At 64.4% G+C, this 13299-nt stretch carries 11 protein-coding genes; all 11 read right to left on the reverse strand.

The annotated features are described in order from the left end of the window. On the reverse strand, positions 1-1744 hold a 1744-nt coding region (locus FDW84_RS16620; protein ID WP_240721565.1), incomplete at its 3' end, for an Ig-like domain-containing domain. A 90-nt stretch (positions 1745-1834) separates the two neighbouring features. After that, on the reverse strand, positions 1835-2830 hold the full coding sequence (locus tag FDW84_RS16625) for a glycosyltransferase family 2 protein (RefSeq protein WP_138610616.1): 996 nt from the start codon (positions 2828-2830) through the stop codon (positions 1835-1837). A 1-nt stretch (position 2831) separates the two neighbouring features. Continuing rightward, entirely contained in the window at positions 2832-3689 is an 858-nt protein-coding gene (locus tag FDW84_RS16630; protein WP_138610617.1) for a glycosyltransferase family 2 protein, read from the reverse strand. A 536-nt stretch (positions 3690-4225) separates the two neighbouring features. Continuing rightward, positions 4226-5551 (reverse strand): M18 family aminopeptidase, encoded by a 1326-nt coding sequence (locus FDW84_RS16635; RefSeq protein ID WP_138610618.1) that lies wholly within the window; start codon positions 5549-5551, stop codon positions 4226-4228. Between the two features lie 50 nt (positions 5552-5601). Beyond that, positions 5602-6294 carry a response regulator gene (locus FDW84_RS16640; RefSeq protein ID WP_138610619.1) on the reverse strand — a complete coding sequence of 231 codons (693 nt, stop codon included), beginning with the start codon at positions 6292-6294 and terminating at the stop codon, positions 5602-5604. After that, on the reverse strand, positions 6291-7724 hold the full coding sequence (locus FDW84_RS16645) for a sensor histidine kinase (protein WP_171046820.1): 1434 nt from the start codon (positions 7722-7724) through the stop codon (positions 6291-6293). The genes FDW84_RS16640 and FDW84_RS16645 overlap by 4 nt, the downstream gene beginning before the upstream one ends. 30 nt (positions 7725-7754) lie before the next feature. Then, positions 7755-8606, reverse strand: coding sequence for an ABC transporter permease (locus FDW84_RS16650; protein WP_138610620.1), 852 nt, complete (start codon positions 8604-8606; stop codon positions 7755-7757). After that, the gene (locus FDW84_RS16655; RefSeq protein ID WP_138610621.1) at positions 8603-9550 is read right to left on the reverse strand and encodes an ABC transporter ATP-binding protein; all 948 of its coding nucleotides are present in this window, start codon (positions 9548-9550) and stop codon (positions 8603-8605) included. Before FDW84_RS16655 ends, FDW84_RS16650 begins: the two co-directional genes overlap by 4 nt. A gap of 175 nt (positions 9551-9725) precedes the next feature. Continuing rightward, positions 9726-11222 carry a bifunctional phosphatase PAP2/diacylglycerol kinase family protein gene (locus tag FDW84_RS16660; RefSeq protein ID WP_138610622.1) on the reverse strand — a complete coding sequence of 499 codons (1497 nt, stop codon included), beginning with the start codon at positions 11220-11222 and terminating at the stop codon, positions 9726-9728. A 66-nt stretch (positions 11223-11288) separates the two neighbouring features. Beyond that, positions 11289-12485 (reverse strand): MFS transporter, encoded by a 1197-nt coding sequence (locus FDW84_RS16665; protein ID WP_138610623.1) that lies wholly within the window; start codon positions 12483-12485, stop codon positions 11289-11291. Continuing rightward, on the reverse strand, positions 12482-13252 hold the full coding sequence (locus FDW84_RS16670; RefSeq protein ID WP_138610624.1) for a DeoR/GlpR family DNA-binding transcription regulator: 771 nt from the start codon (positions 13250-13252) through the stop codon (positions 12482-12484). Before FDW84_RS16670 ends, FDW84_RS16665 begins: the two co-directional genes overlap by 4 nt. Positions 13253-13299: the final 47 nt, after the last annotated feature.

The raw sequence follows: 13299 nt of genomic DNA on the forward strand, positions 1-13299 counted from the left end.
TGGCGGCGGCGGTGGTGAAGGTCCAGGTCTTGTCAGCGGCCAGCGGGTTGCCGGCAGCATCCTTGACCCCGCCGGTGCCGCCCTTGATCGTCGCGGTGTAAGTCGTACCCGCCGCCAGGTCAGCGCCCGGGTTCAGCGTCGCCACCTTATCCGTGCCGTTGTACGTCACGGCTGCCGTCACCGTGGTGGTCCCCGTCGTCAAGGTGAAGGTGCTTGGCGTGATTGTCGTCGCGTTCATCGCCTCGGAGAACGTTCCGGTCACATCCGATCCCACCGCCACACCAGTGGCACCAGCGGTCGGAGACGTACCGGTCACGGTCGGAGCAGTCGTATCAGCAGGCCCGCCGCCGGTTCCGCCCTCGTAGTGGTGCCAGTAGCGGCTGGTGGCGTTTACGTCAGCGAGCAGCAGCAGGCCGCTGTTGCCCGTACCACGTGCCGTGCTGTTGAGGTTCTGCTTGGTCGAGGTGACGTTGTGGACGTACTGGTCGGCATCCACGATCCTGGCAGTCTTCGTAGTCGTGAAGCTGATGCTGTCCAGCGGAGTCGACTTTTCGTAGATCGCCCCGCCCGAGGTGGTGCAGACGCCGGCGTTCGTTGTGCCGCTTGGTTTCGGATAGGTGGCGAAGGTCCGCAGCCTCTGGGTGCTTTCATCGATCAGGACGATTACCCGGTTCGGGCACTCCGCCACAGTCGCGATCGTGTGCGCAGACCACTTCGCGGTCGCGTTATCCAGTGCCAACAGCTGGATCAGCGGCTGGGAGGCTGACGTGAACGAGGTTTTAATGGCGGCGAAAACCTGGCCGCCAGAGGAATCCAGCCACTTCAGGTTCATATGGTCGTCACCGCTGCGTTGCCCCGACACCGCCGCGACCGGAGTGGACCAGGACGTGTTGGACGCTCCATCGACGTGGTAGCTCCAGTACATGCCGTCCGTGGAGTCACCGACCTGCCGGCTCCACATCAAACCCATCTTCCCGTCGAACGCGATCACAGCCGAGGTGTCGTCAACGGACACATTGCTCAAGGATGCAGGATGCGGGAAGGGTGTCCCCCAGGTCTTGCCGTCCGCGCCAGTGACGTTCAGATAGATCCGGTTCGCCTGCTGCCAGGTGGCCCAGACCCGGCCGGTCGAATCCTTGTCGATGGTCAGGGCCTCAACGCGCTGGTTGTTGATGTTTGTAGAACTCAGCAGCGAGTACGTCTTCTTAACGGAGTCGTAGCTGTAACGCCGCATCGTTGTCGGGTAGTTCGGCTCGGCCGGCAGACCATCGTTGACGAACCGGTAGCTCGCCACGTGGAGCGTGGTCCCGTCCCACAGCACGTCATGGTGGGTACTCGCCCGCGTATCCGTGGCCACACCCGTACTGGCCCACGCGCTCGTCGAGGCATTGAACCGGAAAATCTCGAAATCCGAACTGGCCGTATCCCACAGGTTCCCCCACCAAATTCCGTCATTGAACCACAGCCCGCTCGTTTGCCGCTTGGTCCCCGTCGGCGTTCCGGTCCCCGAATGCGAGAGGCCCTCAACTCCAACATCTCCCGTAGCGGCCGACGCCGCAGGCACCACCACGACACCGGATGCGAGCAGCAGCGGTATCAGCAGTGATGCCAGCAGTGTGTGGAGCCGCAGAATGCGCAACCGGCCTGAACGAAGACCAATCCAGCCACTACGGTTCCTGTGCCGGGCTGCAACCACAAAAGACGTGGCCCCAGACCATCCCGGATAGGCATCGCGGTTGCCCATGTCTACATCCTCCCCGCTTATTTCAGCTTCAAATTTCGACGGCGGCGGTCCACCGCACACCCGCTGGGGTCAGTTCATTCCCGTGTTCACTCACTGAACTTCCCTCCAGGCTGCATCCACGGGCGCCGTGCTTCCCGGGAGCGGCGAGCTGTGGGCAAACCGCCGGCCACGCAGATACCCGGCAGCTGTGCAGGCCAAGACCGAGACCACGGCCCCAGCCCGCTCGAGGCCGCCCCAGTTTCCGTTCCTGCTCCAGTCATAGATTCCGTGGGCAACGGCCCGTGGCAGGACGCTTCGGACATAGCGGCGCTCAGGGCCCAGCGCGCGTTTGTGACCCACCACCTGGCTGACCTGGGCCTTGGAGATCCCTTCGGACCAGGACCTGGCCAGCATGTAGCGGAACGTTCCCCTCTGGGCCGGCACGTGGTGGCGTACCAGGGCTGCGGGTTCGTAGACGATGCGTGACCCTGGGGTGCCCATCCTGGAACGTATGCAAATCTCCGTCTCTTCACAGCCAAGGGGCTTGGACCCCTGGCGTCCAAGGTCAAGGTTGAAGCCGCCTACCTGATGCAGCACTTCAAGACGGAAGGACATGTTTGCCCCAATGACGTTCCTGACCTCGGAGGCGATCCTGGGCATCCCTCTGTAGCTGCAGCCGACGATCCAGTCCAGCTCCTCGCCGAAGTACGGGGGACGGCCGGATTCCCAAACCGGTTCAACCCGCCCGCCGACAGCCAGTACATCGGGGTCGTCATAGTAGGTGACCAAACGTTCGAGCCAATCGGGAGCCGCTTCGGCGTCGTCATCGAGAAAGGCCACGACGTCGGAGGTGCAGAGGCTTACGCCGGTATTCCGGGCTCCGGAGAGCCCCTGGGGGCCGCTGTTCTCTACGAGCGTCACGTCGTCGACAGTGGCGATAAGGCGCTTATAGAGGTCCTCATTGTGGTCAACAACCACAAAGACCTCGCGTGGGACGAGCGTCTGGGCGCGGACTGAACCAATGACGCCAAGCAATCTGTCCCAGCGCGCCATTGTGTAGCAGCAAATGACTACGGAAACTGTAGGAGGTTCAATAGGGGTGCGCATCTTAGGCTCCTTGCACTACGGAAAGAACGCTCTGCGGGTCCGTGGGCGTGCGCGGAAACCTGACGTTTGCGTATGTATATTTCACCCGTCGGAGTGCCTCGGGGCGGGCTCCGGCAGTCGGCGCTTCCCAGAGCGTGCATTCACGTGCGAGCGTCCCCAGGACCCGCCATCCGTCCCGGAACGTCTGCAAATGCGACGCTCCGGAGATGCGGTCGAGCTCAATGCTGGGCACCTCCGCAATACGAAGGCCCGCCTTGGCTGCGCGAACAATCAATTCGGTCTCGATCTCGAACCCGTCTGATTCCAGCTGCAAGACCTCCAGGCATTCCCTTCGGAAGGCTATATATCCGTAGCAGAGGTCCGAGTAGTTGCTGCGGAGCACCGCATTAGCCATCCACGTAAATGCGCGATTGCCGGCACTTCGCAACCATGTCAGGTCTTCGGATCCGCCGCCTGTGACGTAACGGGACCCTTTTACGAAGTCGTAGTCATGCTGGAGCGGGGACACAAACCAGCCGATCTCCTGGGGATCCATACTTCCATCGGCGTCGAGCATCACAATGATGTCTCCCGAGGCTGCAGCGAACCCCGCCCGGAGTGCAGCGCCCTTGCCCTTGCGCTGCTCGTCCACCACAACGACGTCGTCGCGCAGCGCCCTGGCAACGTCGACGGTGTGATCGTGGGAGCGCCCATCAACGATGACAACCTCGTCAACGTACGAGGGCATGCGGCGGATAACCCATGGGAGATTCATTGCTTCGTTCAGGGTGGGAATAACCACACTTACCGACGCTATTGGTGACGAGATGGTCGACTCGGAGAAGGACCTTGGAAGCTGGGTGGAAATAGACAAATTCATCACCACTTCATGACAATTGCGGACTATTGACGTCGTCGCGTTGCATTACTGCGCGACACTAGCTCTTGTCGGTCTCGGTCTGGTCGGAGGCCCCAGCTCTCTCTTAGCCACTGACTTTGCCCGTGTCGTAAGAGCCTATGATCGGCCCCAGGGGGAGTCACGAGTAGCCTGTACTCCCTTTTCTCCGCGCAATCCACTCGCTGTACGTAAGTAGCGGGGTTAGAGTGCAGTCCACTTACCTAGGGATAGGGTTATGGATCAAGCTGATACCCGGGCGTAGGGGAATCGCTGCTTTCCCTGAAGTTAGGTATAGGGGTTTTGCCGGGCGTTAAGCGTTTTTGGCTTGTTTACTCGCCTAGCGCGGCTTGGCCGTGGTTGTTTCGGGGGATGCCGGGGAACGGATTGCCTGAACCCGGGCAAGCAACCGCCGGCTCCACCTGCCGGTCCCTCAGTACCATCAAAGCCGTCGCCCTATGGCGCCCGCGTCGGGAGTCGGCAGCAGAGCCGGATGCCGGGCGCGAACCTGCTGCGCAGCCTTAGGAACCCGTACGGAAAAACACCTCCGTCACGGCGGCGAGCCGTCGCGGGTCCTCTACCCCGCACAGCTCCCTGGCCGAGTGCATGGAAAGCAGCGGAACGCCGACGTCCACCGTGCGGATGCCCAAACGGGTTGCCGTCAGGGGACCGATCGTGGAGCCGCACGGGATTGCGTTGTTGGAGACGAATTCCTGGTACGGCACTCCGGCCTCGCCGCAGAGCCGCGCCCAGAACGCCGCACCGGTGGCGTCCGTGGCGTAGCGCTGGTTTGCATTGATCTTCAGCAATGGACCACCGTTAAGTACAGGATGGTTGGCGGGGTCGTGCCGCTCGGCGTAGTTGGGGTGAACGGCGTGGCCGGCATCCGCGGATACACAGAACGACGCCGCCAGGGCCTGCCGCCGCTGGCCCACCGAGGCGCCAAGTCCGTCCGAGATGCGCACCAGGACATCCTCAAGGATTGGGCCGCAGGCCCCCGAGCGGGAGTTGGAGCCAATTTCCTCATGGTCGAAGGCGGCCAGGACAGCGATGGGCCCACCCGGACCGGCCTGCGGGGCACTGGAGGAGGACAGCGCTTCAGCGTGCGCAACCAGCGCCACCAACCCTGCATGCGTGGACGAAAGGTTATCCAGCCGCCCTGCTGCGAAGAACTCCCCCTTGCCCCCGAAAACCGCGGGCGGCTGCGTGTCTGCAATGACGACGTCGTACCCGCCCACCGCAGAAGGATCAACGCCGCCATCAGGCACGCGGGACGCCAAAAGCTCCAGCAGATCAAAGTCCGAGGGGCTGCCCAGCCCCCACACGGGATTCATGTGGCGCTGCTTGTCCAGGGTGAGCCCGTCGTTGACCGCGCGGTCCAGGTGGATGGCCAGCTGAGGGAAACGGAGCAGGGGGCCGGTGGCGGTGAGGTTCTCCCTGCCGTCCTTCATCACCAGCCGGCCCGCGAGCTGCAGTTCCCGGTCCAGCCAGGAATTCAGCAAGGGCCCGCCATACACCTCCACGCCGGCCTGGAGCCAGCCGTGCACGCCCGTGGTCGGCTTGGGCTTCAACTTGAAGCCGGGCGAGTCGGTGTGGGCACCCAGGATGTTGAAGCCGGTTGTGGGCCCGGAACCTTCCGGAACCGCCCAGGCAATCAACGCACCGTCCCGGATGATGAAGAACAGCCCGGGCCCGTCCTCCCACGGCTCCATCTCGTCCAGGCGGGTGAACCCCGCTTCCTCCAGCCGCCGCCCCGCCTCATGGACGGCGTGAAAGCTCGACGGCGATGCGCTGACAAATGCGCCAAGGTCCTGGATGTGGTCTGCGGCGGAGGCTGGGAAAGGCATGGTCCCGAGTCTAGACCGGGTAGTGGTGCGGCACTGGAGATTCCGGGGCTTCAGTAGTCCGGGTTGCTTGGCACCACCAGGCCGGTTTCGTAGGCATAAACCACTGCCTGGACCCGGTCACGGAGGTGGAGCTTGGTGAGGATGCGCCGCACATGGGTTTTCACGGTGGCTTCGGAGAGGAAGTAGCGGTGCGCTATTTCCGCGTTGGACAGCCCTTCGGCCATCGCTTCGAGCATTTCTGTTTCCCGTGGCGTCAGCTCTGCCAGCAGCGGATCAGGGGCGGGGGTGCTGGGAGTGCGCCGGGCGGCGCCGCGGACGTAGGTCTCCAGCAGCCGCTGGGTCACCCGGGGCGCCACGACGGCATCCCCGCTGGCTACGACACGGACGGCATTTATCAGCTCCGACGGCGCCACGTCCTTCAGCAGGAAGGCGGATGCACCTGCCTGGAGGCCGGCAAAGGCGTACTCGTCCAAGTCGAAGGTAGTGAGAATGATGATCCGTGCGCAGGAACCGGCGGCCGTGATGGCGCGCGTTGCCTCGATGCCGTCGAGGACCGGCATGCGGACGTCCATCAGCACTACATCCGGGTTGAGCTCGCGGACCTGCCGCACCGCCTCAGCACCGTCCGAGGCCTCACCCACAATCTCCAGGTCATCTTCTCCTTCAAGGATCAGGCGGAATCCCATCCGCAGCAGGGGCTGGTCATCCACCAGCAGAACAGTGGTGCGCGGGTTTTCGGTCATGCCTTGCCTTGGAGTTGGTGCGGATGTGGAACCTGCTGGTGGATGTCATCGGCGGGCCAGTTCAGCACGGCGTGGACGCGCCAGCCCTGCCGTGTCCTGCCCGCATCTACGGTGCCGGTGTAGATCCGGGCGCGTTCGGCCATCCCGGCAAGGCCCTGGCCGGTCCCGAAGGAGCCGGTCCTGAAGGAGCCGGTCCCGGAGGAGCCGGTCCCGGAGGAGCCGGCGCCGTAAAGATCCGGAAGGGAAGGGCCGGAGCTGAATGGGCCGTCAAGCTGGGCGGCACTGCCTTCAGGACTGGCGGGAACCCCTGCGCCGTCGTCGGTCACGTCAATAGTCACGGCCGCTCCGGACCGCTGAATGCTGACATCCACCCTGCCTGCCGAGCGGCCGTAACGGAGCACATTGGTCAACGATTCCTGCACGATCCGGTAGACAGTGAGCTGGAAGGCAGCGTCGTCGGGCAGCGGGGGGCCGGTGTGCGAATAGTGGATGGGCAGCCCGGCCGTGCGGAAACCCTCCAGCAGCGTGGCGAGGCTGTCGGCGGCGGTAAGCGGCAGCCGCGGCGCGCCAGCTCCGGCATCATCCCTCAGGACGCCCAGCACCCGCCGCATGTCGGCAAGGGCAGTCCGGCCCGTCCGGGACAGTTCGCCCAGTACCTCACCCGCGCGCTCGGGACTTTTCCTGACCACGACGGCGGCGCCGTCGGACAGGCTGATCATTACTGTCAGTGAATGGGCAACGACGTCGTGCATTTCCCGGGCGATGCGGTTCCGTTCGTTGACGGAAGCCAGGCGGGCCGCGCGGGCTGCCCAGGCGGCCACTTCCTGTTCATGCTCCCGCCGCTGCCTGACTCCAATGCCGATGCCCGTGGCGAGGACATTGGAGAGGGTGATGGTGGCACCGGTGGCGATGCTCGTCAGGAGATGAAAGTCGCCGGGGTTGACTCCGCTGTCGTGGACGAAGGAGTTTTCCATTGGCCCCACAGCCGCCAGTAGGTAAAGGAGCGCCAGCGGGGCAGTGGCCACAGACATGGTGATGAGCGCAAACCGTCGGGTGTGTGCCACAGCAACCGCATACAGCGAAAACCATAGGCCGGCCGAAGCATTGGACCCCCAAGGGTGCAGCAGGGTGACTGCCACTTCCACCACGGCCACGAAGGCCACCAGGCCCACCGGGTTGAAGCGCCGCAGGAACATTGATCCAGCCACCAGCACCAGCAGGGCAGCAGCGAGCCAGTTGCCGGAGACCGTGGTGTCCACCACGGTCGGCGCCACCAGCAGGCTGTAGCTTCCAGCCACAACGCTGTCCATGACCACCGGGTGCCGGTGCAGGTAGCGGCGGAGCCGCCCCTTGCGGCGTGCCGTGAGTTCGGCAAAAGACGCGTCGGCCTGCCCGGCCGGCGCGTCCTTCAGGAATGCGGCTTGGTTCATACGTTCGCGTCGCCCGTCATGCCGGCCTTGCTAGACGTCCCGCTGCTTCAGCGCAACCATCGCCGCCACCAACGGCACTGCCACCCAAATTCCAAGCCAGGTTGAGGCCTGCCAGACTTCCAGCGCACCTTCGGCAGGAGCGGCCGCGACGATCCTCTCGAAGAGGTTGTCCGGCAGGTACTTCCGCGCCTCCTCGAAGAAGTCGCCCGGAATGAGCTGGAAGGCGATGGGGACCACGAAGAAGAGCCCCACCAGGGACATGATTCCGCCTGCGGAATTACGGAGCAGCGTTCCCAGTGACATGCCGATCGCCGCTACCGCCGCCACATAGATTCCGCTGACCAGCAGCAGGCGCCGGGAGTGCTCGGTGCCAAGGTCGATGTCAAAGCCGTAGTTCTCCAGGATCGGACTGGCTGCCAGATAGGCGAGGAAGGAGGACACCATGGACACCACAAAGGCGCAAACCGTTACCACCAGCAGCTTGGCAACAAAGGCGGGCGTGCGTTTCGGAACGGCCGTAAAGGTTGACCTGGCCATGCCCGTGGTGAACTCCGAACTCATGAGCAGAACCGCCAGGGAGCCCATGATGAGCTGGGCAAAGGCGATGCCCGACGTTGGAATACCGGAAGTCAGGTCTGCCCCCTGCGCCGCAAAGGCGGCGGCAGCCTGCGGGTCGCTCTTCGAAGCCTCGGAGAACTGTCCGACGCCCCACGCGTTGAGGGCTGCGAAGCCAACCATCACCAGCACCGTTGATGCCACCAGGATCAGGGTGGAGAGAAGGGTCCTGAACTTGATGAATTCGGAGTGGAGTACGCGGGGGAAGCTGGGGCCGGGACCGATCTTCCCCTCCGGGCGGCGGGATTGCAGGGCTGCCGTGCTCATCGGTTTCCTCCAGTTTGGGCGGGCGCCGCAACACCCGTGGTGATGAGGGAGTGGTACTCCACCTCATCCTTTGTCAGTTCCATGTACGCCTCCTCGAGGCTGGCCTGCAGGGGTGTGAGTTCGTACACCATGATCCGGTTGTCCAGTGCTGTCCGGGCGATCTCCCGCGGCGGCAGTCCGGTGACCTCAAGAAGTTCGTGGTCCTGGACCTCCACCGAGACGCCGTCAGCCGCCAGCAGGCGCATCAACTGCTGCGGCTGGTCCGTCCGTACCCGCGCCCGCGACTGGCCCTTGCCCGTGATGATCTCACCGATAGGGGCATCAGCGATGATCCTGCCGCGGCCAATGACAATCAGGTGGTCCGCCGTCAACGCCATCTCGCTCATCAGGTGGCTGGACAGGAAGACCGTCCGCCCTTCTGATGCAAGGTACTTGACCAGGTTCCGGACCCACACCACACCCTCGGGGTCAAGGCCGTTGACGGGTTCGTCCAGGATGATGGTCTGCGGATCGCCCAGCAGCGCTGCTGCAATGCCCAGCCGCTGTCCCATGCCCAGCGAGAACCCCTTCACCTTTTTCTTGGACACCTCGCCCAGGCCGGTCATGTCGATAACCTCCTGGACCCGCTTCCTGGAAATGCTGTGTGTTGCAGCCATGGCCAGGAGGTGGTTGTAAGCAGTCCGGCCGGTGTGGACGGCCTTGGCGTCAAGGAGAGAACCGATCTCACGCAGCGGGGCGGAGTGCTGGGCGAAGGGCACGCCGTTGACCGTCACCGAACCGGAGGTGGGCCGGTCCAGCCCCATAATCATTCTCATCGTGGTGGACTTGCCGGCTCCGTTCGGTCCCAGGAAGCCCGTGACGTGCCCTGCCTGGACGGTGAAGCTGACCCCGTCCACGGCGGTTTTATCGCCATAGACCTTGGTCAGCCCTGTTGCCTCAATCATGGATTGTTCCTTCTGACGGCAGCTATGCACTGCGGGATGCGCTTTTTCGAAGATTGGTAAGCACCACGCTACCCACGGCACGTCCGGATTTGCGCCGGTCTCAGGGATGATTCAGGGGAGGGTCAGGGTACTCCCCTTGGATGACCGGCCCGGCGACAACCGGCGCTGTGAATCATCAGGAATGGGGAGAGTAATAGGTGAGGGCGCGGGGCCGCAGGGTGTACTCGACGCTGCGCACGCCAGCCAGTGCTTCACCGTCAACCGCCAATGCCATTGGTGATCCGCCGGCATCGATGCGCACCGTTGTTGCCTCTGACAGGTGGGTAATGCGGGAAGTTGCCACCGTCCCGGTCAGCACCGACCACAGCAGCCGGACCCGCGCAAAGGATTCATCGGCTGTGATCATGCGGACGTCCAGGACGCCGTCGTCCATAACCGGGCGCAGCAAGGGGGCATGGTCGCGTGGGTAGTAGCGGCCGCGGCCGACGTAGGCGATCCATACTTTGTGCCGCCTGCCGTCCACGGTCAGAGTGGTGGGGGTACCCGCAGCGAAGGTGCGGAGCATCGCCACCACACCGGCCAGTGGCTTTCCCAAGGCTGGCTTCAGCTGTTCCCGCCGACGGACGAAGTTGGGGTAGAGGCCCACGCTGGAGGTGTTCAACATGGTCAACTGGGCCCTTTCCGGGTTGCCTGCCAGCCCCCGCTCCACGGTGACGATGCCGATGTCCGCCAGTGCCGCTTCCCCCTTCGATGCCGCGGCCACGGCATCCTTGAGGCTTCCGGTCCCGGCGTCGCGGGCAAAATGGTTGAGTGTGCCGCCCGGCAGGACCAACAGCGGAAGGGACCGTTCGACGGCGGCAGCGGCCGCAGCCCCGACGGTCCCGTCCCCGCCGTAGACGCCGAGGGCACGGGTTCCAAGGTAGTCCGCTGTCTTGCTGATCTCCTGGGGCAGGTCCTCCTCAGGGTGGACCGTATTGATATACGCCTTGGGGAATACCTTCTGGAGGGCGGCTGCGGTTTCTTCCGTGAAGGATCCGCCCAAGGTGTTAACCACGATACTCAGGCCGTCTCCACCCGGCAGTTCCGGCGCCGGCGTCCAAGTACGCGCTACCTGTGGAAAAGGCGGGCGCACAGGCCACCAGTGGCGCGTCAGCAAGGCGGCGCCGGCGCCCAGGGCTGAACCGAAGAGGACATCGGAGGGCCAGTGGGCACCGGTGTGGACGCGTGAATACGCCACCCCCAGAGCCGCCGGGGCCAGCACCGCACCGAGGGCCGGCTGCACCAGCCCCACTCCGGTAGCGAAGGCTACGGCAGACGCAGAATGACCGGATGGCATGGAGGAGCTGGTGGGCTGGGGATGGACAAACCGGAACACGGGGAGGTGCTCCGGAAGCGGTCGGGTCCGGGGGAGCAGCGTCTTGAAGATGCCATTGGTGACCGCTGACGCGAACGCTTGGGCTATGAGTCCGTGCAGGGCCGCGCGGCGCGGCCGCCCCGGGAACGCAGCCATGGCCGCAGCAGCCGCCATCCAGAGTTTCCCGCGGTTGGCGGAGGCGGAAAGCCGGCGGAAGAAAGCGTCATGGTTGCCGCCCGGCAGATCCGATACATGCCGGACCAGGTATCGATCTGCCCGGCCGATCCAACGATGGCTTCCCCGCCATTTGCTCTGCATTCCCTCACCCTACCGCTGGAGCAGGGCAGGAATGCTGCTGACCTGGGGAGACTCCTGGACGCGCCGCTACTCCGTTGGAAGAGGCTTGGCGGCACCAGCCAGGAGCAGGGCAAGGAGGATTGGCGCAAGAATGGCCAGGAGCGCCAGGTGAATGCCGGTGAGGTCCCCGAGGTATCCCAGCAGGGGAGGTCCGGCCAGGAAGGAGATATAGCCCAGGGTAGATACCACCGAAACCCTCGCGGCAGCGTGCTTCGGATCGTCTGCGGCGGCGGACATGCCCATGGGGAAGGCAAGCGCCGCTCCAATGCCCCAGAGGGCTGCCCCCGCGGCAGCAAGCGACACATTTCCGGCAAGCACGAAGAGGCACAGGCCAGCAGCCGCGGCCGCCATGCTCGCCCGCAGAACGGCAACCCGCCCGTACTTGTCGATCACCCGGCCGCCGAGGAACCGCATGGCGGTCATGGCCAGGACAAAGAGGGCAAACATCAACGCACCAGTGGACTCGGAGGTCCCGAGCCCGTCCACGGAGGCTTTCGCGATCCAGTCGTTGCCTGCGCCCTCGGTCAGGGTGGCACCCAGGACCACAACGCCGATGAGCAGGGTCCTGCTGTCACGCCAAGCGGAGGGGCCCTTGGCCGGCTTGGGTTCACCGTCAGCGCGAACAGGTGCCCCAACGTGTGGAAGGAAGTAGCGGGGAGCAACCATGGTCACCAGCAGCACTATCCCCACGATGACCAGCAGGTGCAGCGGCAGGCCGACCCCCAGGGTTGAAAGCCCGGCGCCCACCAGCGCCCCGATGAAGGCGCCGCCACTGAAGGCAGCATGGAACTGCGGCATGATGGTGCGCCGCAGTTTATGTTCCACGTCGGCCCCCTCGATGTTCTGGGACACGTCCCACAGGCCAATGGCTATGCCAAAAAAGAACAGGGCAACTGCTGTGCCCACAATTGACGTGGCCGAGAGCGACAGTGCGATGCCAACCCCCGCCAGGGAGGCCAGGAGCCCGCCGCAGCGGACGGTGTTGGCGGTTCCGATCCTCCCTACCACCAGTCCTGCCGTGGGCAGTGCCAGCAGCGAACCGATGGCCGTGCACAGCAACAGGGTACCCATCTGCCCCGACGTGATCTGGAGGGTCTCGGTGACCGCGGGGATCCTTGCCGCCCAGCTGGCAAACACCAGTCCGTTGATTCCGAAGACCACAAACGTGGCTGCTGCGGCCGCTTTCAGCCCCACCTGCTGTTCCGTACCGGTTTTGATGCTCATACAGTCACTACTTCCATCGAGTATTCGTCGAGACGCGCACGCTCTTCCGCGCTGAAAACCTTGTCCGTCACCAGGACATCCACCCGTTCAAGGCCGGAGACCAGTACGCGGGCCTGCGCATGCCATTTGGAGGCGGCAGCGGCGACCACCACCCGCCCGGCAGACGCCAGTCCCGCCTTTTTCACCGCGGCATCTTCGAGGTCGTGGGCCAGCAGCCCGTCGGTGAAATCCACGGCGCAGGGGGTTACCACCGCAGTGTCGAAGCGGAGGGATCGGATGTTCGTTTCGGTGAGGGGGCCGCGAAAACTGAGCTCGCCCGGGATGAGGCCGCCTCCGGGCAGCAGGAGCGCTGGCCTGATCCCCGCTTTTTCCCCGACCACCGCTGCGTTGAGGGCCTGCAGGGACATGGGCATCAGCGTCAGTTCCCGCCCTGTCAGCCTCCGGGCCACCTCGGTGGCGGTGCTGCCGCTGTCCAGCCAGACATGTTCGCGGGGCCTGAGCAACTCAGCCACCGCGGCGGCGATCCGCTTCTTGACGTCCTGGTCCTCCAGCTCGCGCTGGCCGTACCCTGGATTCTCTCCCCGCCCGATCAGGCTCTGCGCCCCGCCGTGGATGCGTCGCAGGACGCCGCGGCCTGCGAGAATTTCAAGGTCGCGGCGAATGGTGGCGCCGGAGGCTTGGCACGCCTCGGTCAGCTCGTCCACGGTCACCTGGGACCGTTCGCGGAGAATCTCCGCAATAGTCCGATGGCGTTCTTCCGTCCGCATGATCAAATGATAGCAACTTCTGATCAACTGATCATAAGGCAATCAGA

Source organism: Pseudarthrobacter sp. NamE5, from assembly GCF_005796225.1.
Classification (GTDB): Bacteria; Actinomycetota; Actinomycetes; order Actinomycetales; family Micrococcaceae; genus Arthrobacter.